At 72.4% G+C, this 25,556-nt stretch carries 22 protein-coding genes; 16 read left to right on the forward strand and 6 right to left on the reverse strand.

The annotated features are described in order from the left end of the window. Positions 1 to 10 precede the first annotated feature (10 nt). The 7 genes from ACFHWY_RS19015 to ACFHWY_RS19045 all read left to right on the forward strand — a co-directional run bounded on the left by ACFHWY_RS19015 (position 11) and on the right by ACFHWY_RS19045 (position 6,438). Complete coding sequence (locus ACFHWY_RS19015) at positions 11 to 1,225, forward strand: ABC transporter substrate-binding protein (RefSeq protein WP_416581557.1); 1,215 nt, start codon at positions 11 to 13, stop codon at positions 1,223 to 1,225. A 29-nt stretch (positions 1,226 to 1,254) separates the two neighbouring features. Next, positions 1,255 to 2,118, forward strand: a complete 864-nt coding sequence (locus ACFHWY_RS19020; RefSeq protein WP_416581558.1) for an ABC transporter permease subunit — start codon at positions 1,255 to 1,257, stop codon at positions 2,116 to 2,118. Then, the gene (locus tag ACFHWY_RS19025) at positions 2,115 to 3,182 is read left to right on the forward strand and encodes an ABC transporter permease subunit (protein ID WP_416581559.1); all 1,068 of its coding nucleotides are present in this window, start codon (positions 2,115 to 2,117) and stop codon (positions 3,180 to 3,182) included. Before ACFHWY_RS19020 ends, ACFHWY_RS19025 begins: the two co-directional genes overlap by 4 nt. Next, complete coding sequence (locus ACFHWY_RS19030; protein ID WP_416581560.1) at positions 3,179 to 3,970, forward strand: ABC transporter ATP-binding protein; 792 nt, start codon at positions 3,179 to 3,181, stop codon at positions 3,968 to 3,970. The genes ACFHWY_RS19025 and ACFHWY_RS19030 overlap by 4 nt, the downstream gene beginning before the upstream one ends. Continuing rightward, positions 3,954 to 4,697 (forward strand): ABC transporter ATP-binding protein, encoded by a 744-nt coding sequence (locus tag ACFHWY_RS19035; RefSeq protein ID WP_416581561.1) that lies wholly within the window; start codon positions 3,954 to 3,956, stop codon positions 4,695 to 4,697. Before ACFHWY_RS19030 ends, ACFHWY_RS19035 begins: the two co-directional genes overlap by 17 nt. 176 nt (positions 4,698 to 4,873) lie before the next feature. Further along, positions 4,874 to 5,650, forward strand: a complete 777-nt coding sequence (locus ACFHWY_RS19040; RefSeq protein WP_416581562.1) for a hypothetical protein — start codon at positions 4,874 to 4,876, stop codon at positions 5,648 to 5,650. Beyond that, complete coding sequence (locus tag ACFHWY_RS19045; RefSeq protein ID WP_416581563.1) at positions 5,647 to 6,438, forward strand: class I SAM-dependent methyltransferase; 792 nt, start codon at positions 5,647 to 5,649, stop codon at positions 6,436 to 6,438. Before ACFHWY_RS19040 ends, ACFHWY_RS19045 begins: the two co-directional genes overlap by 4 nt. 253 nt (positions 6,439 to 6,691) lie before the next feature. Here ACFHWY_RS19045 and ACFHWY_RS19050 read toward each other — a convergent pair whose 3' ends face one another. Then, positions 6,692 to 8,161 (reverse strand): site-specific integrase, encoded by a 1,470-nt coding sequence (locus ACFHWY_RS19050; protein ID WP_416581564.1) that lies wholly within the window; start codon positions 8,159 to 8,161, stop codon positions 6,692 to 6,694. A 245-nt stretch (positions 8,162 to 8,406) separates the two neighbouring features. Here ACFHWY_RS19050 and ACFHWY_RS19055 point away from each other — a divergent pair, with 245 nt between their 5' ends. Further along, positions 8,407 to 9,762, forward strand: coding sequence for a hypothetical protein (locus ACFHWY_RS19055; RefSeq protein ID WP_416581565.1), 1,356 nt, complete (start codon positions 8,407 to 8,409; stop codon positions 9,760 to 9,762). A gap of 61 nt (positions 9,763 to 9,823) precedes the next feature. Here the strand turns inward: ACFHWY_RS19055 and ACFHWY_RS19060 are convergent, their stop codons facing one another. From ACFHWY_RS19060 to ACFHWY_RS19080, 5 genes are all read right to left on the reverse strand, one after another. Further along, positions 9,824 to 10,192, reverse strand: a complete 369-nt coding sequence (locus ACFHWY_RS19060; RefSeq protein ID WP_260028527.1) for a DNA-binding protein — start codon at positions 10,190 to 10,192, stop codon at positions 9,824 to 9,826. A gap of 239 nt (positions 10,193 to 10,431) precedes the next feature. Further along, positions 10,432 to 10,917 (reverse strand): hypothetical protein, encoded by a 486-nt coding sequence (locus ACFHWY_RS19065; protein ID WP_416581566.1) that lies wholly within the window; start codon positions 10,915 to 10,917, stop codon positions 10,432 to 10,434. 223 nt (positions 10,918 to 11,140) lie between these two features. Further along, complete coding sequence (locus tag ACFHWY_RS19070) at positions 11,141 to 11,689, reverse strand: DNA cytosine methyltransferase (protein WP_416581567.1); 549 nt, start codon at positions 11,687 to 11,689, stop codon at positions 11,141 to 11,143. Positions 11,690 to 11,797: 108 nt separating this feature from the next. Then, on the reverse strand, positions 11,798 to 12,805 hold the full coding sequence (locus tag ACFHWY_RS19075; RefSeq protein ID WP_416581568.1) for a TRM11 family SAM-dependent methyltransferase: 1,008 nt from the start codon (positions 12,803 to 12,805) through the stop codon (positions 11,798 to 11,800). Then, positions 12,789 to 13,700, reverse strand: coding sequence for a hypothetical protein (locus tag ACFHWY_RS19080; protein ID WP_416581569.1), 912 nt, complete (start codon positions 13,698 to 13,700; stop codon positions 12,789 to 12,791). The genes ACFHWY_RS19075 and ACFHWY_RS19080 overlap by 17 nt, the downstream gene beginning before the upstream one ends. 840 nt (positions 13,701 to 14,540) lie before the next feature. Between ACFHWY_RS19080 and ACFHWY_RS19085 the strand changes: the two genes are divergently transcribed. The 8 genes from ACFHWY_RS19085 (at position 14,541) to ACFHWY_RS19120 (ending at position 25,168) form a co-directional block, all read left to right on the forward strand. Continuing rightward, positions 14,541 to 15,425, forward strand: coding sequence for a hypothetical protein (locus ACFHWY_RS19085; protein ID WP_416581570.1), 885 nt, complete (start codon positions 14,541 to 14,543; stop codon positions 15,423 to 15,425). A 643-nt stretch (positions 15,426 to 16,068) separates the two neighbouring features. After that, the gene (locus ACFHWY_RS19090; protein ID WP_416581571.1) at positions 16,069 to 16,485 is read left to right on the forward strand and encodes a pilin; all 417 of its coding nucleotides are present in this window, start codon (positions 16,069 to 16,071) and stop codon (positions 16,483 to 16,485) included. Positions 16,486 to 16,487: 2 nt separating this feature from the next. Further along, complete coding sequence (locus ACFHWY_RS19095; protein WP_416581572.1) at positions 16,488 to 17,402, forward strand: conjugal transfer protein TrbL family protein; 915 nt, start codon at positions 16,488 to 16,490, stop codon at positions 17,400 to 17,402. Next, positions 17,399 to 18,361, forward strand: coding sequence for a PrgI family protein (locus tag ACFHWY_RS19100; RefSeq protein WP_416581573.1), 963 nt, complete (start codon positions 17,399 to 17,401; stop codon positions 18,359 to 18,361). The genes ACFHWY_RS19095 and ACFHWY_RS19100 overlap by 4 nt, the downstream gene beginning before the upstream one ends. After that, positions 18,358 to 20,166, forward strand: coding sequence for a VirB4 family type IV secretion system protein (locus ACFHWY_RS19105; protein WP_416581574.1), 1,809 nt, complete (start codon positions 18,358 to 18,360; stop codon positions 20,164 to 20,166). Before ACFHWY_RS19100 ends, ACFHWY_RS19105 begins: the two co-directional genes overlap by 4 nt. After that, positions 20,163 to 22,676 carry a type IV secretory system conjugative DNA transfer family protein gene (locus ACFHWY_RS19110; RefSeq protein ID WP_416581575.1) on the forward strand — a complete coding sequence of 838 codons (2,514 nt, stop codon included), beginning with the start codon at positions 20,163 to 20,165 and terminating at the stop codon, positions 22,674 to 22,676. The genes ACFHWY_RS19105 and ACFHWY_RS19110 overlap by 4 nt, the downstream gene beginning before the upstream one ends. Positions 22,677 to 22,988: 312 nt before the next feature. Beyond that, positions 22,989 to 23,879: a replication-relaxation family protein gene (locus tag ACFHWY_RS19115; RefSeq protein ID WP_416581624.1), complete on the forward strand. Its 891-nt coding sequence runs from the start codon at positions 22,989 to 22,991 to the stop codon at positions 23,877 to 23,879. 476 nt (positions 23,880 to 24,355) lie between these two features. After that, positions 24,356 to 25,168: a hypothetical protein gene (locus ACFHWY_RS19120; protein ID WP_416581576.1), complete on the forward strand. Its 813-nt coding sequence runs from the start codon at positions 24,356 to 24,358 to the stop codon at positions 25,166 to 25,168. The last annotated feature ends 388 nt before the right edge of the window (positions 25,169 to 25,556 follow it).

Genomic DNA, 25,556 nt, shown 5'->3' on the forward strand with positions numbered 1-25,556 from the left:
AGCATCTTCGATGTCTGATCCCCGACCACACCCGCGACGTGGGCTCGCCGCCCTGACCGCTGTGGGTCTCCTGCTGACCGGCGCCGCGTGCAGCAGCACCCCCACCGACTCCGGCTCGGTCCGTGTGGGGCTGCTGGTCTCACTGTCGGGCACCTACGCCACCGTCGGCGAGGACATGCAGCGCGGCTTCCGCCTCTACCTCGACACTCATGACGGCAAACTCGGCGGCCGGAAGGTCGACCTGGTCGTGGCCGACGAGGGCGACGGCCCCGCCACGGCCGTCCCCGCCGCGCAGAAGCTCCTCGAACGCGACCAGGTGGTCGCCCTGACCGGGCTGGTCGGCGGCGCGACGGTCGACAAGGTGCAGACCCTCACCACGCAGCGGAAGATCCCCTTGCTCGGCGCGAACGCCCGACCGGCGTTCGCGCCGGTCGGCGGCAAGCCGCGCGACCTGGCCTACACCTGGCACACCTCCTACAACTCCGACGAGCCGGGCATCGCCATCGCCGAGTACGTCAAGGCACAGGTCGGTGACGGCCAGGTGTACGCGATCGGCCCGGACTACCAGGGCGGCTACGACGAACTGCGGGGCTTCACCGACACCTTCACCCGCCTCGGCGGGAAACTCGCCAACCCCAACGGGAAGACGCTGTTCACGCCGTTCCCGGCGACGGAGAACTTCCTGCCGTACCTGAACAAGGCCGCCGAGACCAAACCGAAGGCCGTCTACACCTTCTACGCCGGGGCCGCGGCGGTGGCGTTCGTCAAGCAGTACGCCCAGTCCGACCTTGCCGACGTCCCGCTCTACGCCGCCGGCTTCCTGACCGAAGGATCCGTACTCACCGCGCAAGGACCCGCGGCCACCGGCATCCGCAACGTCCTCAACTACAGCCCCACCCTCGCCAACCAAGCCAACCAGGACTTCGTCGCCGCCTGGTCCGCCGCCAGCCACCCGGGCCAGCCGACGACCTTCGCGATGGCCTCCTACGACGCCGCCGCCGTCCTCGACCGGGCCCTCGCCGCCATCGACGGCGAGGTGAGCGGGGAGAAGCTCAACGCCGCGATCGGGCAGGTCGGGCGGGTCGTCTCCCCGCGCGGGGACTGGCAGTTCCACCCCACCGAGCACCGCCCGGTGCAGCGCTGGTATCTGCGCGAGGTCCGCAACGACGGCCCAGTGCTGTCCAACGTCCTGGTGCAGGACCTCACCACCCTGCCCGCCAGCTGACCAGACCAAGCACACGAGAAGGGGGTGCGGTGCGCGTGGACGCCTACCTGATACCCGCCGTCGACGGCGTCGCCTACGGGCTGCTCCTGGCCATCGCCGCCGCAGGGTTGACCGTCGCGTTCGGCGCCGGGGGTGTGCTCAACCTCGCGCACGGCACCCTGATCGCCACCGGAGGCTACGTCGCCGCCGCCACCAGCTCGGGGACCTGGCCAAGCCTCGCCGCCGCCGTCGCAATTGCGGCCGGTGTGGGAGCCGCCGGCGGCGGGGTGCTCGCCGCCGCGACCGCCGCACTGCGGGGTCGGGGGCACCTCGACCAGGCGCTGCTCACCTTCGGTGTCGCGCTCATCGGCGCCGACCTGCTCACCACCGCCTACGGCCCCGACACCCTGCGACCTCGCCTGCCTGAGGTATTGGAGGCGAGCGTCCGAGTTGCCGGGCACCGGTATCCGGCCGACCGGCTCGCCGTGCTAGGCGTCGCTGTCGCTGTCGTCGCGGGAGGCTACGTGGTGCTGCACCGCACCCGCGCCGGACGGCTGATCCGCGCCACGGCCGACGACCGGGCGATGGTCGCCGGCATCGGGGTGAACCCCCGCCTGGTGGACGCGGCAGTCCTGGTCGCCGCCGGGGCTCTCGCCGGCCTGGCCGGGGCGTTGACCACGCCGCTCCTCGGCGTCGGCCCGCACACCGCCGATACCGCGCTGCTCCTGTCGCTGATCATCGTGGTCTGCGGTGGCCTCGGCTCCGTGCCCGGCGCGCTCGCCGCCGCCCTCGCCGTGGGCGTCGTGCAGACCGTCGGCGTGACGTCGTTCCCGGCAGTCGCCCCGTACCTGCTGATCGGCGCCATGGCCGTGGTGCTGCTGGCCCGCCGGACCGGCCTCGGGGCGTCGGCGTGAGCGGTTCACGGCACGACATGGCGGCGACGGTCGTGCGCGCGCTGGCACGACGCGCGCACCCGTGGTCGGCGCTCGGCCTGGCAGCGGCGGTGGTGGGCGCGGTGGCGGTGTCACCGGATCCGTACCTGCACGCCACCGCCGCGCGGATGCTGCCGCTGGCGGTGCTGGCGGTCAGCGTCGCGGTGGTCACCGGCCACGCGGGACTGCCCACGCTCGGCCAGGTCGCCCCGTACGCGGCCGGCGCCTACACCACCGCCCGGCTCGCCCTCGCCGGCACCGACCTCGCCCCGCTGCACCTGCTGGCGGCGGCCGGGGCGGGAGCCGTGACCGCCGGGGCGGTCGGCGCGGTGCTGGTCCACTACCGCGCCACGGTGTTCCTCATGCTCAGCCTCGCCGTCGCGGAACTGACCGCGATCACCGCCGCCCAGTGGCGCACGGTCAGCGGCGGCACCGACGGGCTCGCCGGGATCCCCGCCCCCCGTCTGCTGCCCGGCCTGCCGCCGCTGACTACCGACCGCACGGTGCTGCTCTACGCCACGCTCGTGGCGATCGCCGCGATCGCCGCCGCCGTGGCACTGCTCGGCGGCGACCGGCGCACGCTGCTGGCGGCCGTGCGCGGCAACGGGGCCCGCGCGAGCGCCAGCGGCCACCACGTCACCGCCTACCTGTGGACGGCGCACACCGGCGCGGGCGCCCTCGCCGGGATCGGCGGGGCCCTGCTCATCCACACCCACCGGTGGATCACTCCGGCCGATGTTGGCTTCACCACCGCCGCCCTCGCGCTGCTCGCCGTGGTCATCGGCGGCGCCACCTCGTTGCCCGCCGCCGCCGCCGCCACGATCGCGGTCCTTGCCGTGCGCGACGTCGTGGGTGCGTGGCTGCCCGGTCACGCGCCCCTGCTCCTCGGCGCCCTGTTCGTCACCGCGGTGTACCTGCTGCCCGGCGGCCTGACCGCTCTTCCCGCGCGACTGGCCAGCCTGCCCCTTCCTCGTCACGGTCGGCGCCGTCCCGCTCTCCACATGCCCGACGGCCCGGCCCAGCCCGTCACCAGGAGCACCCCGTGAGGACCGTCCACCGCATCGACCCCGACGGCGTGCCGTCGCAGCGCGAACCGGGTGACATCGACCGCGCCCACGGCAACGGCCTCGTCGCGACCGGCCTGCGCCACGCCTACGGACAGCTGACCGTCCTCGACCTGGACACGTTCACCGTCGCCCCCGGCGACCGCCACGCCGTCATCGGCCCCAACGGCGCCGGCAAGTCCACCCTGCTAAACATCCTGGCCGGCACCACCCGCACTCAGGCCGGCACCATCACCTACAACGGACAAGTCGTCACCCGCCGCGGCCCGGCCTGGCGGGCCCGCGCCGGCATCGGCCGCACCTTCCAACACCCCCGCGTCTACCCGAACCTGACCGCGCTGGACTGCGTGCGCATGGGCGGCTGGCACCACCGCCACCAACCCGAACGCACACCTCTGGAAGCCCTCGACCTCGTCGGCCTACTCGGGTACGCCGACTACCCGGCCGCCGCGCTGTCGCACGGGCACCGCCGCATGCTCGACCTCGCCGTCGCCCTGGCCGGGCAACCCCGCGTGCTGCTACTCGACGAGCCCGCCGCCGGCCTCACCGACACCACCCGCCTGCTCGACATCCTCGGGCGCCTACCCGGCTGGATGGCGGTCGTGCTCGTCGAGCACCACATGGACGTCGTTGCCGCCCTCGCCGACTGGACCACCGTCCTGCACCACGGCCGCCGCCACACCGACGGCCCCACCGACACCGTGCGCGCCGACCCCGCCGTCACCGCCCTCTACCTCGGCACCGGGGGTGACGATGCTGCGCATCGGTGACCTCGCCGCCGGCTACCGCCCCGACACCCCCGTCCTGCACCACATCACCGTCGATCTGGCGGCCGTCGCCGTACACACCGTGGCCGGGCCCAACGGCGCCGGTAAGACCACCCTGCTACATACCCTCGCCGGGCACCTGCGACCCACCACCGGGCGGGTTCTGCTCGACGGCCGCGACGTGACCGGCTGGACGCCCGTCCGCGCCGCCCGCGCCGGGGTCGCCCTCGCCCCGCAGGGACGACGGCTGTGGCCGTCGCTGACCGTTGCCGAGCACCTCACCGTCGCCCGCCCGACCGCTCGCCGCCCGGACAGCCGGGCCTGGGCGATGGACGAACTGCTGGAGATGTTCCCGGCCCTGGCGGCCCGGCTGCGTCACCGCGGCCACGAGCTCTCCGGCGGGGAGCAGCAGATGCTCACGATCGCCCGCGCCCTGCGCACCGCGCCCCGCCTGCTGCTGTGCGACGAACCCACCGAAGGACTCGCCCCCACCGTGGCCGCACACGTCACCCACGCGCTAAGGGACCTGCCCCGCCACGGCGTCACCATCCTCGCCGCCGTGCCGCACGCCCGCGCCGCCGCCACCCTCAGCGACACCGTCCACGTCCTCGCCGACGGACGCCTCACCGGACCCATCGCCACCAGCGACGGACAGGCCGAGCAGGCGCTGCGCGACCACCTCGCCCTGGTCTCACCCGCCCTGCCCAACCGTGGGCAGGCACACCGGTGACCCCCACCACGGCGACCATGGCGGCCCTGGTGGTGCTCGCCGCCACCGCCATACCCGCCGTGACGACGCCAGCACCGATCCCCGCCCAGCCCAGTTCCGTGCACTGTCCCACCTCAGCGGCGCCGCGGCCCATGCTTGCAGCGGCGCATCGAAGCACCGGTCACCAGGGAACTCAGGTGGCGTACCCGCAGCCGGCGCGTGCTCCGTTGCTGGCGCTGGCGGCACGACTGCGGGCCAGCGCGTGCGACACCGCTGCGGGCCGGTATGACCTCGTGCATTACCGGCAGTGGAACAACCCCGCCCGCTCCGGGGCGGCGGTGCGGGAGGTGGTCCGCTGGCGCGGCGATGACCGCTCGGGCGGCCAACTCGCCACCCAGCACCCCACCGGCGTCGTTCCGGTCACCCACGACTGGTGGCAACCAGGCGACCTCTACAGCGTCGGGCTGATCGACCCCTTCACCCGCACCGACGTGCTGCGGGAAGACCTGCGTATCAATGAGCCCTCACCAGCCGACCCCACCGAGGTGCTGGCGAACCTGGCGTACCTGTCGACCTGGTACAGCCCTCGCCGGGACGGCCGCGCCGCCACCCTCGATCTGCTGGCCGGCCTGAGCCCGCTCACCTACTACCCGCGCGTGGTCGACCGTTCCGGCCGCCCAGGCATCGCGGTCGCCGCCACCAGCGGCGACCGACGCGCCCTGCTCGTCCTGCACCCAGACACCGGGGAAGTCCTCGCCTACGAATCCGCCCACCTGGGTCCCTTCGGCTGGCGAGCGCAGACCTACCTCGTCTACCTCGCCCACAGCCACGCCACCCGCCGCTGGTGGGAACCCGCCGCCCGTCCCCGGCCAGCCACGCCGTCCTTACCGCTGTACCCGCGGCTGCAACAGCACTGGCTGCTGACAACGCCCCTGCCCTGCCTCACTACGACGACCCAAGGAGTCACTCCATGACGGCCACCGCACCCACGCAGCGCTACCAGTTCCGCAACAGCCCCCACCAGCTCCACCCCCTGCAGGAGATGCTCGACCCGGTCACTCTCGACGACCTGACCCGCCTGGGAGTCAACCCCGGACACACCGCCCTCGACGTCGGCGCCGGAGCCGGCTCCATCGCCCAGCACCTGTGCGAACTCGTCGGCCGCACCGGAAAGGTCATCGCCGTCGACATCGACACCAGCATGCTCAACCCCACCGGCGTGCTCGACGTCTACCAACGCGACCTGCGCACCCAGCCGCTGCCAGTCGAACCCGGCACCATCGACCTCGCCACCGCCCGCTGCGTCCTGGAACACCTACCGAACCGGCACCTGCTGCTCCACCAGATGATCAACGCGCTGCGCCCCGGCGGGCACCTCGTCCTCGGAGAGATCGTCTACGCGCCCGTGTCCGCGCACGCCCCCGCCGACAGCGACAACGACCTCATCACCCGCGTCGTGCACACCATCCTCGACGTACTCGCCGGCCGGGGGGTCGACCTGCACTGGGGCGACAAGGTTCCCTCCTTCCTGCTCGCCAACGGCTTCGAGCAGGTCCACACCCGCTGGGTTGCCGAGACCTGGGCCGGGGGCAGTGCCGGCTGCCGCCTGTACGCCGACAACGCCACCCAGCTACGCGACCGGCTCCTCGCCGAAGACCTGTCCCACGACGAGCTGGACCGGTTCGCCGAACTAATGGCCGACCCGGCGGTGCTGGTGCGTGGCTACCAGTTCGCCTCCACCACTGCCCGCAAGCTCCGCTGAAACTGGCACGCGGGGCGGCCGAAGCCGGTCGCCCCCGGCCGGGAGGCTGTCGGGCCGTGTGCGTGACCCTCGCTGCCGACTATCTGGCGAAGCCGCACGTTGGTTCTTCATCCAGCCCGAGAACATGTTGTGAGCGCCGTCAGCCGGGGCCTCGCGCCAGCGGTCGGGCCTTGGGCACCGGGCCGGCGAATGCTGCGAAAGAGGCACCCGTGGGACGAAGGTGGCCCACTTCGGATACCTGCCGGCGCTGGTCTCATCCCGCGAGGCGGGGACCGCGACGCCTCCGGTCGATCTTCTTCGCGACCGCGTCTGCGGCGTCCTGGTGCATCCGTTTGGTGACGCTCTGGTAGGTGTCGCGGGTCAGGGTTGTGGTGGAGTGGCCGAGTTGCTCGGAGACGACCTTGATGTCGATGCCGGCGTCGAGGGCGATGGTGGCGGCGCTGTGGCGCAGGTCGTGTAGCCGGATCGGGGGCATCCCTGCTTTGCGGACGAGCTTGCGGAACCGTTGGGTGACGGCGTTGGGGTGCCACGGTTGCCCGTCGGGGCGGACGAAGAACAGGCCGGTGTCGGGCCATGCGTCGCCGGCGGCGAGTTGCCAGGCGGCGCGGCGGGCCTTGTAGGCGGTGAGGACTTTGGTCGTGTCGGTGTCGAGGGCGACGTCGCGGTTCCCGGCTCTGCTCTTCGGCGGTTTCTGCACGGCGGTGTAGCCGTGGGTGGCGATCTGGTTGTTGATCGTGGTCTCGCGGCGGTGCAACCGCACCTCGCTGTCGCGTAGGCCGCACGCCTCACCCCGGCGGGGCCCGCGGTAGGCCATGTAGTGCCACATCGGGTACAGGTCGGGGGCGTGTACGGCGGCGTAGTCGAGGAACTGCACGACCTGGGAGTCGGTCCAGACCATCACCGGTCCGGGGACCTCGCCGGTGGCCTTCCACCGCCGTACGCGTTCGTCCTCCCACACGATCGGCAGGGGCCGGTCGGCGGGGACCTTGACCAGGGCGGCGGGGTTGGCGCCGACGATGAGTTCGTCGGCGAGGGCGTCGTTGATCGCTTTGCGCAGACAGGCGCGGATGCGCTGGCGTGTGCTGGCACCAGTGGGTCGCACGCCGGTGACGGACGCGCGGATGGCTGGGTCGCTGCTCGCCTTCGCGGCGGCGATCTCGTCGTTGCGGCGCTCGATGGCGGCGAACATGGCGCGGATGTGGGTGGTGCGCAGCTTGTCCAGCGGGATGTCGCCCAGGTGTGGGATCAGGTGGACCCGCGCGATCGATTCGTAGCCGCGCTGTGTGTTCGCGTCGATCGTGAGGTGGGTCAGCCATCCGGTGAGGTACTCGGCGACGGTGGGCATGTCGGCTAGCGTGCCGTCGCCGCGCAGCCGCTGGCGGATGCGGTCGACCTCGGGCAGGGGACGTTTCGCGCGTACGGCGGTTTGCAGCAGGTCGGCAATCTCGGTACGGCGGCGCCGGTCACCGTCGGCGAGGGCGAGCAGGTCGCGGGCGTGGTCGAGTTCGTCGGCGGCGGCGCGGCGGGTGGGAAAGCTGGAGCGGCGCAGCTGCCGGCGCCCGCCGTCGGTGGTGGGTGGTAGTTCGAGTTGGTAGGCCCAGTGGCCGTGGTCGGAGCTCCAGGCGCGGTTCGCGCGGCGTAGTTTCGGGCAGTCGTTTCCCAGTGGCTTGCCGGTGTCGGGGTGGCGGCAGCCGCAGCGCTTGAAGATGCTTCCGTCTGGCATCGGTGGTGGTGCTCCCGTTCGTCTGGGTGGTGGGGCATCGGTTTGGTCGATCGACATCCACGCGTGACCGGCGGCCAGGATCAAGTCGCGGTTCCAGGTCCGGTGGTGGTCCATGCGCTGGGGGCCGGTGACCGGCGAAAGTCAGATGCGCCCTGCCGAGGGAGTCTGGGATCCTGTCCGGTTCGCGTGAGATCGGGCATGGAGGACGGCCAATGGTGGCGACAGATGACGTGGCGAGGGGCCGAGTGCAGCGCCCACAGCTGCACGCGGCAGTGAGCCAGTTGATGGCGGCGGTGCTCGGCGACTTGGCCGCTCGCGACGGCGTCCCGGTGTTCGCAACCGTCCCCGACTTTCGCGAGTGGCACCGCCACGACCAAGAATCGTTCGTCGCGATCCGCCGCGAGGTCTGGCAGATGCCGGGCCGGGTCACCGACTACCGGTTCTTGGACACCTTCGCCGAGATGGTGGCGGTGCGGGCCGTCGTGGCCGCCGATGAGGTGCTGCGCGCGCGGGTGGACTGCCTCGTGGGGGTGGAGTTCGCCCTCACGCTCCGGCAACTGGGGTGGACGCTGGTTAAGCACGTCCTGGAACCCGTGGTTGCCGCCGTCGGGGGTTACCGGTTCGACCAGGATGCCTTCGACGCCGCGTACAGCAGGTTGGAGGACGGTCTGCTGGCCACGCGGGCGCGGCTGGTCGAGGTGGTCCCGCTCAACGCCTTCACCCCCACCGCGGGCATCGAGGCGGTCACCTTGCCGGACGGCCTGGTGCTGCAGGCGATGAGCGACCGGCAGGTGAGCGCCGCGATCGGCTACCTCGCGGTGCCGATCGCCTTCGCGGGTGGCCCGACCTCGGTGACCGTGTCGCGGTTCCACCAGTGGGCCCTGACCCGCTGCACCTCGTACCCGGTGTGCTCGGCCATGGACGTACCCGCCCAACCGACGGCGCCGGATTCTGGCGCGCTGGTCGAGCCGGCCAGCCGTCTCGTGGCTGCGCTTCGGCTGGTGTGCGGCGGGTCCGTCACCGCGACTCGGGCGATCCGCTGCCCACCGGACGACGACTTTCCCCACGGTCTGGGGCCGACGGCGTCACTGTCGGCGCTGCCCGCCTTCGACGAGGAGCGACCGACGGTTCTTGGGCGAGAGCAGGTTGAGGCGGTGCGCGAGGTGTACGACCTCCTCGCGCATCCCGCGGTCCGGGAGAACCGGGGTCTGCAGACCGCGCTGCGCCGGCTGGTCCTGGCCGGGGCCGACCGGGTGCCGACCGACCGGCTCATCGACCTGATCGTCTGCGGCGAAGTGCTGTTCATCAAACTGCCAGGCCTGCCAGCGGATCGTTGGAAGCAGGACAAGGTCGTTGCCGGAGCGACCGCGCTCTTGGCGGACGACCCTGTCCTGCAGGCGCCGCCGGAGCGGCTCGAGGCCCTCCTGCGTCTGGGATACCGGCTCCGCAACGACGAGATGCACGGCGACGACCCGAGCAGGCGGGAACTGCGCACCCTCACCGGCCAGCCGACAGATGACCTGTCAGCGGTCGTGGATGACATCGAGCGGGTGTTGCGTCGCGCCCTGGTCCGGCTCCTCTCCGGCGTCGTCGAGCAGTAGTCGGCGGCTGCGCCGGCACGACATACGGAGCCGCGCATTGGGCGGCCTACCCGCGGCGGGGTCACGGCGGAGGGCTGCAGCCCGTGGTGTCCGTGGCCCCGCCCGAATACCCGCCGTCCTCGTCGGCACCCGCCCCGCCGGTGTCACCAGATGTCGGTACCGGCGGGAAATCGAGGTGCAGTTTCCGCAGGATCGGGGCGGTCGGCACGCGGTAGTACGCGCCGGCTCGGAACAGTGGCACCGGGAAGGCGTCGCGGGCGGCCAGCTTGTAGGCCGCGGAGCGGGAGATGCCGAGGATGGCGGCGGCGGTGGCGAGGTCCGTGGTCGCCCCGAGCGCCAGGATCCGCTCGGTGGTCCAGGTACAAGTTGCGTCGTCGCTGTCGGGGTTGGCGGCGGGGGCGAGGTTGCGGGTTCGTCGTGCTGATCGCATGGGCTTGACTCCTATTTCTCGGACCACCAGCCGCAGCGGTAGGTGGGTTCCTGGTTTCAGACGAGGCCTGCCTCTCCGCAGGCGGCACCGCCATCGCGTCGGACTGGCGGTGCCGCCTGCGGAGCGAGGCCGTGGAGGCACGGAGCACGCCGATGCCGGTTAGCGGAACTCACTGGCACCCTGGCCTCAGCCGGCGCGCCATCACTGGCCACGTCGGTAGGCCAAGGGACCTTCTCCCGCTACCACGTGTGTGGGCACAGCAGCAGCCGCAGGGCGGCGGCGGCCTGTTGGGGCACGACTCCGTTGCCGAGGACCCGCAGCGCGAGCGTGCGCGGCAGCCCCAGGTCGGCGTCGGTGACATGGCCTGGTTCGAGGCCCATGAGCCACTCCACGAACGGCGGCGCGAGGACGGGTTTGCCGTGCCGGCCGATCTGCGTGGGGTGTGGTGCGGGCCGGCCGAGCAGCCGCTCCCAACGGGCGACCGCGTCGGCGTAGCCGCCCCACCGCTGCCCGTCGGGCTGCCCGAGCCCGGCGATGGTGGTGCGCAGATCCGCACCGCCGTCGCCGTGCCGCCCGGGACCGCGCCCGTCGGACGCGCGCGGGGTGGGCAGGGCACGGGCCGGGACCCGCACCGCCGCGGACGGCAAGGTCAGGTCGCCGTGCGAACCGCGCTGCCCTGGGCAGCCTTTCTCGCCGTCGGTGGCCCGCGGGGTGGGCAGCAGCACCTGCGACAGCGGGGGCCGGAACCCGGCCCCCGCGCGTCGCCCGGGCGTCCCGGTGTCGCTCGCCCTAGGGGTGGGCAGCAGACGCGCGACATCCTGCCGCTTATGCCCCTGCTCACCGGTACGAGCGGTGCGCCCCGCGGTGGAGGTGGATAGGAGGCCGTGGGTGGAGCCTGACGGTTCGATGAGGTCGGGCAGCCCGTGCTGGTGGCCGGGGCCTTTGCCGTCACGGGCGCACGGTGTCGGCAGCGTCCGCACCCCCTCCGAGTCGTCCGGCAGGCGCGGCCAACAGGAACAGCCTGTCCCGGCGGTGGGCGGCGCCGATGTCGGACGCGCGTAGGCACGTCCACCTCGTGTCGTACCCGATCGCGGCCAGGTCGGCTTCGACAACGTCGAAACCTCGCCGCAGGAGCGCGGCGACGTTCTCCACGAACACGAGCGGCGGTCGAAGCACGCGAACGGCGTCGGCAACGGCACTCCACAGGCTGGAGTGCTCTCCGGTGATGCCGGCGCGTTTGCCGGCGTTGGAGATGTCCTGACAGGGGAACCCGGCCGTGAGAACGTCGACCGGTCCAACGCGGGTCCAGTCGACGGTGCGGATGTCACCGAGGTTGGGCACGCCGGGCCAGTGGTGGGCGCAGACGGTGGCGGCGTGCCGGTCGGTTTCGGCGTACCAGGTGAGGTGGCCGCCGAGCACCAGCTCGACGGCCATGTCGAGACCGCCGTAGCCGGTGCACAGCGATCCGATGCGCGGTGCGGATCGATGGTCAATCACGCACCTCCCCGGCGTCGAGCGTCGGAGTCTCACCGCGCGCGGCCAACCGCAGAAGGCAGCAGCTGTACACTCCCGCCGCGCGACTCAGGTGACGGTGGGCATGCGCACTCACGCGACCACCCCTCCCCCGAGGGTGTCCCCCAGGCTTCCTGAACCCGAGTCGGTCAGCTTCTGGCTCTTGATGAACACGAGGACGTCCTCGTGTGCGATCAGGTGCATGGGGGTGCCGGCGGCCCGCGCCTTACGGACCGCCTGGAGTTGGAAGAACGACGGCCGGGCGACGAGACTGCCGTCGCGGACGGCGGCGAGCAGCGCCACGCACCGGTCGACGGGGGTGAGACCGGCCCGGATGCCGGCGCCGATGACGGCCGACGGCAGGTCGACCAGTTCGCCGTGCTTGCGCCACGGTCGGGCGGTCACGACGACGACGCCACCGGGGCGCAGGAGGGTGTGGCAGCCGGCGAGGATCTGGGCGAACCCGTCGGCGAGCCCGGTCAGGTCGCGGTAGGCGAGGTTCCCGCGGTCGGTGCCGTCGTTGTAGGCGTTGTCGAACTTCGCCACCCCGTCGGCGCCGGGCCGGACGAGGCCGTGCACGGTCGGCCCGTACGGCGGCGACGTCACCACCAGCGCCACCTGCCCGGCCAAGGCCGCCGGCACCAGCGACAGGATGCGGGTGGCGTCGCCGCGGATGACGCCGGCGCGGCCGGTCGCGCCCTGGGTGTGGGCGTGCTTGATGTTGGCGTCGGCGATGTCGGACCAGCGTGACTCGTACTCCACCCCGATCGCGTCCCGGCCGGCGTGGATCGCCTCCACCAGGGTGGTGCCGATCCCACACATCGGGTCCAGCACCAGGTCCCCGGGCTTGGTGTAGGCGGTGACGGCGTGCGCGGCGATCGCGGGGAGCATCCGCGCGGGGTGCTGCACCGACTCACGGACGTACCGGCCGCGCCGCTGGACGGGGCCGGTGGACTGGGCGGTCGCCCACACCGACAGGCCCTCCGGGCCGGGAGTAGCCCGGTGGCGTCCGATCGGGTCGGGGCTCGTGGCGGCAGTGGTCGTGGTCTGCTCGTGGGACGGTTCGGGGGTGTGTGCGCGGTGCCTAGCCACGGCGACCACCGCCCTCGCGTCCGTTCTGGCGCGGGGCCGGGCGCTGGGTCTGGCTGAACACCATCAGGTCCGCGTGGACCCGCAGGTGCGCCACCCGCCACCGGTCGCTCACGGCGGTGGTGAGGGTGAGCAGTTCCTCGTCGGTGACGTGGTAGATGAACGCGTCCCCGTCGGTGTCGGCGGTGACCGCGACAAGGTGCTGCAGGTAGCCCAGCCCGACGCCAGCGGCGGCCTGGACCACGCCGGAGAAGTCCTCCGGGCCGGCGGTGGTGCCGGCCGGGACGGTGACGACGAGGATCAGGCAGCCGCCCGGCTGCAGCAGCTGGGCGCAGGCGGCCAGCAGCCACGCCAACCGGACCCGGTTGGTCGCGGCGTTCGGGTCGAGGGGCCAGCAGGCGACCACGAGGCTGGTTGCCTGCTGCAGGGAGCCGCCGGACGGCAGGCCGGCGCCCGTGTCGGCCGGTGGGTGCAGGTCCGGGTCGGTGAGGTCGTCCCCGAACCAGGCCCCCATCTCCGGCAGGTCCTCCTCGTCGGCGTCGCCGGTGGTGCCGGCGGGCGGGACGGGAGTGGCCGGGCCGATGATCAGGCTGGACGCGTCGGTGAACCACGCCGGGTGGTGCCGGCGGGCCCCGGCCGCACAGGCGGAGGTGAGGGCGTGGTCGGTGGTGAAGTCGACGACAGCCTCACCGGGGCGGCTGTAGGCGGCGATGAGGCGATCGGCCAGCCGGGTGCCGATGCTGCGTCCGGCGTCGCCCGGGGTGCGGGCGGTGCGCCAGACGGTGAGCGGGACCGGCGGGTCGCCGGCGACCAGGTCGGTCGGGTTCGGGCCAACCTCAGCCAGGGGGCCGGTGTCGACGGTGGGATCGTGCTGCGGGTTGTGGTGCTGCGGCGTGTGCTCGCTCATGTGGTGTCGGCTCCGCGCCGCGCCGTGGTGCGCTGACACCCTCAAACCGGTGTTTGTCAGCTGTAGCGAACACCTGCCTATCTCACGGGAATCTCACGAGTGTCTGACAGCCGCTTCCTGTCCGCTGGGCTGGCCTCGGGAACGCGGGATGATCCGGCGGTCGCCGGCTCGACCGGGCCGGGGTCGGCGTCGTGAGATCGTCAGAGCGATCGGCCACCCCCGCTGTCAGACACGCACGGTCACGACCACCTCGACCATGACAGCGACTTGCATCGATGACACAGGGGTGCTGGCCGGGCTTGTCAGATCGCCGTCCGATGTCCCGGACGGCGGCGGCGTCACCGAGGACGCCGGTGCTGGATTGTCATCGGAGGCGGCGGCCGTGTCAGACCGTCCCCACGCCGGACGAACGCCATCAGACGGCGCGCCACCGCGGCGCGCAGGGTTGACGATGACATTCGGCTGCAGTGTCAGCCTGTCGCGATCTGACACCGTGCCGCCCGCGGGGCGCTGTTCGACGCTGTGAGACCGGCTGGGTCCCTGTTGTCAGACCCCTCGGCCGGTGTCGTGTCCCTCGCGGCCTTGTCCCGTGCCCTTCGTCTCCTGTCGTGTCAACGCGCAGGTCAACGCGGCTTTGTCAGAACGGTGACGCGCGCCAGCGTCGGTCGTCAGTCAGCGGGTGGCCGGTGGCGGCTGGTGCTGTCGAGCCGAGGATTCATGCCTGCTGGCCTGCGTTGTCAGGGGCCGGTGAGACCGAGGTGGCGCAATGGCGGTCAGGCGCGCCGGCCGTCCACCTCCGGCCCGTCATCGACATTCGTCTCTGACATGGGAGTTCGTGACATGACCGCGTACGCCAAGGACTGGCCCGACTCGCCGCTGGACGCCGTGGACACCGCGTTCGCCGACCTGACCTGCGATCCCGACCCGTTGTCACTGGACCTCGATCCGCTGGCCGATCAGCTCGGCGATGACAGTGGTCTGCCCGGCGGTGTCATCGCCCTGCCGGCGTTGCGGCAGTGGTTGCTGGAGCACCCCCGCGCCTACACGGCCCGTGACGTCGTGTGGCGGGAGCTGGTCCGCCGCGCCCGTCTCGACGGTCCCGCCTGGGTCATCGCCGCGGTCGCCCTGGCGATGCCGGCGCTGCGCCGCTACGCCGGACGGCTGCACACCGGCTGGGCCGGTGAAGCTCACGACCTGGACGCCGAGATCCTCACCGGCTTCCTGGGCGCCCTACGTGACCGGGTCGACCTGGCCAAGCCTGCGCCGTACGCGGCGCTGTGCATGGCCGCGTGGCGGGCCGGCCACGAACTGCGGCAGCGTGACGGCGCCGAGGCCGTGCCGGTGGACAACCTCGAACACGTCACCGGCTCGCGCACCCCGAAGCGGCCCTACGGCCATCCGGACCTCCTCGTACGCCGGGCCGTCGAGTTGGGCATCGTCGACGAGTGCGACGAACAGCCCTACATTGACGTGCGGCTGGGCCACCGGGCCATCGAACCCATCGCCGCCCGCCTCGGCCTGGAGGTCGACACGCTGCGGCGGCGCGTCGAGCGCATCGACGTCCGCATCGCCGACGCGCTCGCCGCCGGGATGCTCACCGAGGCGACCTCACCCCGGGCGCGAAAAGACCTCACCGCCGCGGCCGAGCGACGGCAGCACATCCGGGCCGCCCGCGGCGGCAGCGCACGGCATCCTGTGGCGCAGGTGACGCTGGCAGCCGCCTGACCGCCGACCATCCCGCAGGCTCTCCGGACGCGGGCCCGACCATCTGGTCGGGCCCGCGAGCGCGTACGGCGAACCCCTCGCGCCGCACCACTTCGACCGGCTCCCACCCTGGTGCGGGAAGGGCCGTCGTACTCACTTTCGGGCGGCCCGTCGGATCTCTCACGGCTCTGACAGCGGCGCCCACGAGGAGTTGAGGCGGCGGCTGTGAGATTCCGGCGCCGACGCCGACGGCGAGGTCCGCCACCAGCGGCACGATCGTCGGACAGGCCGCTGACCAGGGCTGTCAGAGGTCTGCGAGGTCGTGTCGGAGCGCTGTGGGATCGGCAGGTGTTCGCCACAGCTCACAAACGCCGGTTTGAGGGTGCGGAACTCCTCCGACGCCACCTTGGCGTCATCCGGCGGGTTCCGCCCGCCGCCGGGCCGGAAGGCCGGGTCGGCACGGGACCGGGCGACCTCGGGTGCCGCGCCACGTTGATGCGCTGACACCTCATCGATCATCGCCAACCCGAACGGGAGGACGAGCTCCTCCCGAGGTTCACCCGGTCCCCGGCCGACGTGTGTCTCCCGAACCCGGCGGCGGCTCTCCGCCCACCGTTTCGACGAATCGCCCCGGCCGCGAGCCGGGGCGGGAGGTGCAGCCATCATGTTCCGCCCGCTGTTCGCACGTTCACGTGCCCTGACCACCGCCCTCTCCCACGCACCGATGACGACCCGCGCGCTTCGCCTCGTCGCCCGGGTCGCCGCGCCCGCCGCGGCGGCGGCTGTGGTGACGCTGGCCGTGCCCGCCGCCGCCTACGCCGACCCCGGCGGCCCGGTCGTTCTGGCCGCCAACGACCTGCCCACCGTCATCGCCAACCTGCAGACCTGGGTGATGGGCATCCTGGCCGCCGTCGCCACCCTGTTCCTGGTCCTGGCCGGGGTGTACTGGGCCACCGCCGGCGGCGACCCGGCCCAGGTCGACAAGGCCAAGGGCGCACTAAAGAACGCCCTGATCGGCTACGGCCTGGCCGTACTCGCGCCCATCCTGCTGGAGGTCGTCCAGGGAATCGTCGGAGGCTGACGATGGCCTGGGCGCTCAACCAGATCCTCGACTGGTTCGCCGGCCTGCTGCTGGAATGTCTGAACGGGCTCATCACCGCGATCACCCACGCGCTGCTGATCACCCCGGACGTGACCAGCCTGCCGCAGGTGCAGGCGCTGACCGGGCGGTCGATCTGGGTCGTCGACACAGTATTCGTCCTGGTGTTCGTCGCCGCCGGTGTCCTGACCATGGTCGCCGGCGGCGACGAACGCGCCCGCTACACCGCCAAGGATCTCCTGCCGCGGTGCGTCGTCGGGTTCGTCACCGCCCACTTCTCCCAACTGATCGCCGGCACGCTCATCGAGTACGCCAACGCGTTCACCGCCGCACTGACCGCGCAGGACTTCAACGGCGACGGGGCCCTCGACGCCGTCAAGACCCACCTGATGGCCGCGCGTGACCAGACCGCCGGTCTGCTGTTCGTCGTCTGCCTGGCGATCATCGTCTTCCTGCTCGCCGCCACCGCCTGCAGCGTGATCGTCCGCTTCGCGGTCGCGCTGGTGCTCACCGCGGTCGCACCGATCGCCCTCGCCTGCCACGCCCTGCCGCAAACCGACGGCGTGGCCCGCATGTGGTGGCGGTCGTACGTCGCCATGCTGGCGACCCCGGTGGTGCAGGCATTCGTACTGTTCGCCGGCCAGTGGATGCTGCTGGACACCAGCACCATGCTGCCGCTGCTGGGCCTGCCGGTCGAACCGGGCGGGGTGCTCAACCTGTTCGTCGTGATGGTCCTGCTGTGGACCACGCTCAAGGTGCCGGGGCTGATGCGCCGCTACGCCACCAGCGGCGCAGGCGGGCGTGGCGGCAACGTGCTCGGCGCGGTCGTGCGGGTCGTCGTGGTGCAGCAGCTCACCCGCGGGCTTCGTATCCCCGGCCTGGGGGCGGTGCGACGATGAGCCGCGACCGGCGTGACGAACAGGCCGCCACCGCCCGCATGCCCGCCGACGTGGACGCGCCGGACAAGGTGCTCTACGGGCTGACGTTCCGGCAACTGGCGATCCTCGCCGTCGCCGCCGTCATCTTTTACGGCGCTTGGCGCGCACTCCACGCGATCGTGCCCGCACCGGTGCTACTCGGCGCCGCGGTCGTCCTCGGCGGCCTGGTGTTCGGCCTCGCTGTCGGCCGCCGCGACGGACTGCCCATGGACGTGTGGCTGGCCTCCGCGGTCCGCCACTCCCGGGCACCACGTGCTCTGTCCACTACCGACACGACCGCGAAGACACCCGACTGGGTGCAGGCCCCGGCGTCGAAGGTGATGCTGCCGGCGCCGCTGAAGCTGCCCGCCGACGCCATCGACGACCACGGGGAGATCAGCCTCGGCGGTGTGAAGGCGGCGATGGTCGCGGCGACCAGCGTCAACCTCGCTTTGCGCACCGCCGACGAGCAGGCCGCCCTGGTCGACACCTTCGGCCGGTGGCTCAACAGCCTGTCCACGCCGACGCAGATCGTGGTGTCGGCGCAGCCGGTCGACCTGCACTCCGCCGCCCGCACCCTCGCCCTCGCGGCGGATGCCATGCCGCACCCAGCTCTCGCCGACGCGGCAGCCGACCACGCCCGGTTCCTCGACGACCTCGCCGAACGGCGGGACCCGCTACGCCGGCAGGTCCTCATCGTCACCCGCACCACCAGCGGTGAGCGTGGCGAGCACGCCGCCCGGCGCCGCGCCGATCAGACCGTCCGGTCGCTGTCCGGGCTGGGTGTCACCACCCGCGCCCTAGATGGCCATGCGACCACCGCCGCCCTCGCGGCTGCGGCGGACCCCTACCGGCCGCCCCGTCCCGGGGGCCTCGCCGCCCCCGACACCGTCATCACCGCGCCTCCGGCGAGGAGGCCACGCACCAGGAGGACATTGTGATCTCCGTCAAGCGCCGACGCGCCCCGAACGACAGCACCAGCCCGCCATCCGCAGGACTCGCGGCGACGGTAGCTCCAGCCTCGGTGGAGGTGACACCGCGATTCCTGCGGGTCGGCGACGGCTACGCCGCAACCCTGGTGGTCACCGGCTACCCCGCCGAGGTCGGGCCGGCGTGGCTGGAGCCGCTACTGTCCTGGCCGGGCCGCCTCGACCTCGCACTGCACATCGACCCGATCCCCGCGCCGGTGGCGGCGTCGCGGCTGCGTAACCAGCGGGCCCGGTTCGAGTCGTCCCGGCGGGCGGACGAGCAGAAGGGCAAGCTTGCCGACCCGTACGTGGAGGCCGCCGCCGACGACGCCGCCGACCTCGCCGAACGCCTCGCCCGCGGAGCGGCAAAGCTGTTCCGCGTCGGCTTGTACCTGACCGTGCACGCCCGCACCGAGGCCGAACTCCTCGAGGCGTGTGCGCAGGTGAAGGCCGCCGCGGCGTCCACCCTGATCGAGGTACAGCCCGCGACGTGGCGGCACCTGCCCGGCTGGACCACCACCCTGCCGCTTGCCACCGACAGCCTGCAGATGCGCCGCACCATGGACACCCAGGCCTTGGCCGCCGCGTTTCCTCTCGCGTCGGCGGACCTGCCCGCACCGCTGCCCGGCGACCCGGCCACCACCGGTGGGGTGCTGTACGGGGTCAACCCGGACTCCCAGGGCATCGTCTGGTGGGACCGGTGGGCGCAGGAGAACCACAACAGCGTCGTCCTCGCCCGCTCCGGCGCCGGCAAGTCCTACTTCGTCAAGCTCGACGTGCTCCGCAACCTGTACCAGGGGGTGCAGGTCGCCGTCGTCGACCCCGAGGACGAGTACCTGCGCCTCGCCGACGCGGTCGGCGGCACCATCGTGCGACTCGGCGCACCCGGCGTGAAGATCAACCCCCTGGATCTGCCGGCCGGGGACACCCGCCCGGACGTGCTCACCCGCCGCGGGCTGTTTCTGCACACCCTCATCTCGGTGCTGCTGGGGCAGCTGCCGCCGCCCGCCGAGCGCGCCGCCCTCGACCGGGCGATCCTCGCCGTCTACCGGCAGGCGGGCATCACCGCCGACCCGGCCACCCACCACCGGCCCGCGCCACTGCTGAAGGATCTGGTCGCGACACTGCGGGCCGACGACAATGCCGCCGCCCACGAGTTGGCCGCCCGGCTGGCACCGTGGGTGGCTGGCTCGTTCTCCGACCTGTTCGACTCACCAACCACAACCCGCCCGGACGGGCACTTGGTCGTCTGGAGCCTGCGGCACCTGCCGGACGAACTGCGCACCGTCGGCACGCTGCTCGCACTCGACTCGATCTGGCGGTCAGTAGACGCACCCGGTCTGGCCCATCTGACCACCCGCCGCCTCGTCGTGGTGGACGAGGCGTGGCTGCTGATGCGCGACGGTGAAGGCGCCCGGTTCCTGTTCAAGATGTCCAAGGCCGGCCGGAAGCGCAACGCTGGCCTGTCTGTCATCACCCAGGACGTCGCCGACGTGCTCGGCACCGACCTCGGCCAAGCCGTCGTGTCGAACGCGGCCACGCAGGTGCTGCTCAAGCAGGCCCCGCAGGCCATCGACCAGGTAGCCGACGCGTTCGGCCTGACCGCCGGCGAACGGCGGATGCTGCTGTCGGCCCGTGTCGGGCACGGCCTGCTCATCTCCGGCACGAACCGGACCGCGTTCGAGTCGATCTCCTCGCAGGCCGAACACCTTCTCGCGACCACGAAGCCGTCCGACCTCGCCGACCTCGACCCCGACGACGCAGAGGAGGATCTGTGACACCACTGCCTGCCCTATCGCCGACGCCGGCGCCCGGCCCTTCCGGGCCGGGCGCCGGGGTCATTCCCCCGCCGGGCGCGCCCACGCGCTGGGTTCTGCACGCCGCGCAGTGGGCGGTGGACCGGCCGTGGCTACTCGGCGTCGCCGCCGCCCTGCTCGTCGCCTACGTCGCCGGGCGCAACCTGCTCGACGGGTGGCGGCACCGCCGCCACACCGACGGCGCCCGCCTCGTCACCGTCGCCCCACCGCCGGAGGTCGACCCGCACAGCGCCGCCGCGCTGTGGGCGAACCTGCACGGCACCCTCACCCCGTCCCGCCGACGCCGGCTGCTCTACGGCAGCCCGCACGTGGTGTGGCAGTACACCTGGACCGGCCGCCAACTGCTCATCAGCATCTGGGTGCCCGGCAGTGTGCCGGCCGGGGCGGTCGAGGCCGCCGTGCGGGCCGCCTGGCCCGGCGCCGCCTGCACCACCGACGACCAGGCGTCACCGCCGATCCCACTCGACGTACCGGCCGCCGTCGGCGGGCACCTGCTGCCGACGGCGGCCGAGTGGCTACCGATCAACACCGACCACGACAACGACCCGCTGCGGGCGCTGATGTCCGCCGGTTCGCAGCTCAAGCCGGATGAGTACGCCTGCGTGCAGGTCCTCGCCCGCCCCACTACCCCACGCCGCGCCGCACGAGCCCGCCGCGCGGCGGGCAGGTTGCGCGACGGCAAGACCGCCGTACCGGCCATCAATCCCGCCGCGCCGCTGCTGTGGCTGATCGAGGCGTTCCTTCCCGGCCGCACCGTAACCACCCGCGGCAGCGGCCAGCCGGCCAGCCGCCGGGACCCCGGCGTGGAGCGGGACGTGCGCGCGATCCTCGACAAGACCGCCCACCCGCTGTGGACGATCGGCATCCGCTACTCGGTCGCCAAGAACACGCACCGCGCTGGCAGCGACCCCTACCCGAGGCTCCGGGGCATCGCGGACGCGGTCGCCTCGTCGTTCGCCGTGTACGCCGGCCGCAATCGCCTCGCGCACCGGGCTCGGATGGCGCAGCCGGTGGCCGTGCTGGCCACACGGCGGCTCGGATCCGGGTTCCTGGCCTCCACCCCCGAGCTGGCCGTCCTCGCCGCCCTGCCGCGGGATCTGGCCGTACCGGGCTTGGATCGGGCGCGGGCGAAGTCCATGCCCGCCCCGGTGGCGGTGCCGACCGGCGGCCGCGGGATGAAGGTCCTCGGCGACGCCGAAGTGGGTGGCCACGCGGTGGCCCTGTCCGTCGCCGATGCGAGGTATCACATGCATGTGGTCGGATCGACGGGCTCCGGGAAGACGACCCTGCTGGTCAACATGGCCGTCGAGGACATCAAAGCCGGCCGGGGCACCGTGGTCATCGACCCGCACGGCGACATGGTCCTCGACATCCTCGACCGGCTTCCCGCGAGCGTCGCGGGTCGGGTGGTGCTGTTCGACCCCGACCAGCCCAACCCGCCCACCCTCAACCCGCTGTCCGGGAACGACCCGGACCTGGTCGTCGACAACCTCGTGTCGATCTTCGGGAACATCTTCGCGAAGGCGTGGGGGCCGCGGATGGACGACGTCATGCGGGTGGCCTGCCTGACTCTGCTGCGGCACGCCAACGTCACCCTCCAGCACATCCCGCCCCTGCTCAACTCCGCGCAGTTCAGAAGCGCGATGACCGTCGGCCTGGACGACCCGGCCGGCCTGTCCGGGTTCTGGCAGTGGTACGACCAGCTCAACCCGGCCCTGCGCTCCCAGGTCATCGGCCCCGTCCTGGCCCGGCTGCGGGCGTTCCTGCTGCGGGACTTCGTTAAGCGCACCATGCGCTACCCCCGGTCCAGCTTCGACATGGGCAAGGTCCTCGACGGTGGGGCGCTGCTGGTGCGCATCCCGAAGGGGCAGTTGGGTGAGGACACCAGCAAGCTGCTCGGCTCCCTTGTCCTGGCGCAGGTGTGGCAGGCCGCGACGGCCCGCGCGGCCGTGCCCGCGGACAAGCGCCGCGACGCCACGTTGATCATCGACGAGTGTCAGAACTTTCTGACCCTCGCCAACTCCCTCGATTCGATGTTGGCGGAGGCGCGGAAGTACCGGCTGTCGATGGTCCTCGCGCACCAGGACCTGGCCCAGTTCCCGAAGGACCTCCTGGCAGCGGCGTCGGCGAACGCCCGTAACAAGCTGTACTTCTCCGTCGCCCCGGAGGACGCCCGTGTCCTCGCCCGGCACACGCTGCCCGAACTCGACGAGCATGACCTGACCCACCTCGACGCCTACACCGCCGTCGGGCGCCTCGTCGTCGGTGGGCGGCAGACACCGGCGTTCACCCTCAAGACCCGGCCGCCGAAGCCAGTCGTGGGCGAGGCGACGGTGATCCGGCAGGCCGCGGCGCAGGCGGTGCCGGCGCAGGACACCAGCGCGATCGACGACCTCGTCGACCGGTTCTCGGCCCGCCCCGACGACAACCGCCGCCCCCGGGCCAAGAGCGGCCCCAAGGCGAACACCTGAACGCCGCAGGGCGGCAAAAGCGAGATCGACAGACCGGTCGACCGGAGTCGCCCGCGTCCCGGTCACCCCTTCCGTGAGGGCTTCACCAGCCCTTCACCACCGATCACCACGCGGCACCGACAGATCCGGCCGTACGGGTCTGTCAGTGCCGCTCACCGGCCGTCACCAGCTCTCGGTGACCACCTCACCGAACTCAGACACCCTCCCTCGGAGGGAACTCCTCTTCCGCTTGGAGCATTCACCGTGCCCGCGAACAGCTCCGCTTCTCGCTCGTCATCCGCTTCTTCTTCGCCCTCGCGTTCCTCGTCTCGTCTGGCTCGTCTTGACCGGCTTCGTCGTCTGACCGTCCGCGACCATCAGCTGCTGCGGTGGCTCGCTGAGCATTACGTGCTGTCCACCGACCAGGTCGCGGCGGCCCTGTTCCCCTCGCTTCGCGCAGCCCGGCTGCGCCTCGCCCAGTTGCACCAGGTGGAGGCGGTCAGCCGGTTCGTCGACGTCACCACCGGCAGCGGCCAGTACCTCTACACCCTCGGCCCGCTCGGCGCCGTGGTCCACCCCACCCAGTTCAACGACCCGAACCAGGCCGGCGCCCGCGCCCCACGGACCAGCATCGACCGCACCGAACGCATCATCGGCAGCCGCCGCCTGGCCCACCTGCTCGGCACCAACCAGCTGTTCATCGACCTCATCGGTTACGCCCGCACCGATGAGCACGCTCGGCTGGCGCGCTGGTGGTCCGAGCAGCACACCACCGCCGCTTTCGCCGCCGCTTCCTACGCCGCCGGCAGCGGCACCGGTGTCCAGCCCGACGGGCACGGCGTCTGGCACGCCGGAGGGCGCACCGTCGGGTTCTTCCTCGAACACGACAACGGGACCGAACCCCTCGGCACCGTGCTGCGCAAGCTGCGCGGCTACGAGCAGCTCGCCGCCTACGGGCCGCGGTACCCGGTGCTGCTGCGCGTCCCCGGCCGCCGCCGCGAACAGCACCTCCTCGACGCCCTCGCCGGGGTGCCCACCGCCATGCCCGTCGCCACCGGCCTCCACGGCGAGCACCCCGCCGGGCCTGCCTGGACGCTGACCACCGACCCCGGGCCGCGCCGCTCGCTGCACGAACTGCCCTCCGACCACGGCCCGGACAACCCGGCCACCAACCCGCACCGCTTCCCCGACACCGACCCCAGCGGCCCCGACCCGGAGCCCTGACATCCACCCGCACCGCACCGGAGGGGGCCGTCCACCGTCGTGGGCGGCTGTGAGACCGACCGGATCTCACAGTCCCGCCATCCCTCACCCGCGGCATCGAGCGGTCGTCTGACAGTGCAGGTCAACCGCACTACTGACGATTATGACGGCGGCCGGCGCTGACAGATCCGACCGCTACCTTCATCGGCACCACCTTCACCCACATATCGCTCCACCCGGTCCGGTCCCACCTCGGGAACCACCGCCGCACCCCACGGTGCGCTCCGCCCACCCGCCTCTTCGGCCGGTCGGCGCCCGCGCCGCGCGGCGACCCCAGGTCGCACCGAACCACCCGCACCACCCCGCACCATCCCGCTCCACCAGCAGCACCCTGCTGCACCCATCCCCTGTTCGTCCCGTGAGTCGACCCATGTACCCGGTGGGCCGGCCGCTTCCGCGCGCCCAACAGCGCGCCCCTACCGAAGGAGGAACCCCAGATGACCGCAACCAACGGTGCCGCGACCCCGCTGAGCCGCTACGGCACCCGCGTGCCGACGGTGACGCCCCGCCCGGGCCACAAGCCCGCCCCCGCGGCCACCACCGCCAGCACCACGGCGCCCACCAGCCCGGTGGTCACGCCGACCGCGACGATCAACACCATGATCGTCTGCCTGCCCGACGGACTGCCGTCGCAGGCCCTGACCGCCACCCAGCTCGACCGGCACTTCGGCGTGTCCGGCACCCTACAGCCCCGTTTCTGGGCCATCCCGGACATGTGGCTGTGGCAGCGGCGCGACCTGGTCGCGCCTCGCAAGGGACGTCCGGTGTACTGCGCCGGCGGACCGGTCAAGCTGCTCGACCTCGCCGCCATGCGCCACGCCGCCGGCGTCGGCGCCGGCATCCGCCACCAACTGTGGCAGCAGGTCGTGCACGGCACCCGGCCGGCCACCCCGTGGCCGACCCTGCTGGCCCGCCACTTGGCGGACCCCGCCCGCTACCCGCGCGAGCGGGCGGAGGCGGACTTCCACCAGCAGGCCCGCGTCAACGCGATGCGGATGCACAACGCGGCCAGCTACGGCGCCGCCCACCTCGCCGTGGGGGAGTTGGAGATGTTCCAGGCCGGCCCGATGGCCTACCAGCACTACAGCGCCACCAGCGCCGTGTGCGGCGACGCCCTGCTCACGCCGGACGGGCACAAGCTCGCACCCGCGAGCGACGCCCTCACCCACCGGGTGACCTACCTCGAGCAGGCGATGCGGTACCTCGACACCGTCGAGACCGACCAGCGGCTGCTCGCCGTCGCCCTGTAAAGCACCACCGGATCCGGATCCGGTCGGGCACCGCCACCCATCCCCCTCTTCCCTGGGAATCGGCGGCGGCCCGACCGGCTCCACCCCATTCCCAACCGCGCCGCGCCAGTCCTGGCAGCAGACGCGAGAGCTCTACCAGCCGCACCCATGAGCCCCGCCGGCCTGCGAGGCACACCCCTAACCCGGCCAGCGCGGCGAGACCGCCATGGCAGCTCACCGCCTGTCGGGGTACTCGCCGACACCGCCACCCGAACCTCAGCTCCACCTGGCACTCGCGCTCGATCCGGATTTCCGAGTCCGACGCCGTACGTCGCCGCGGCGGGTGAGCACGCTGCCGCCCGCGCACGGCCCGGCGCCCCGGGCTGGGGCGCGCCGCAAGCCCGGCCAG

Source organism: Micromonospora sp. LOL_024 (assembly GCF_048060415.1).
Taxonomy (GTDB): Bacteria; Actinomycetota; Actinomycetes; order Mycobacteriales; family Micromonosporaceae; genus Micromonospora.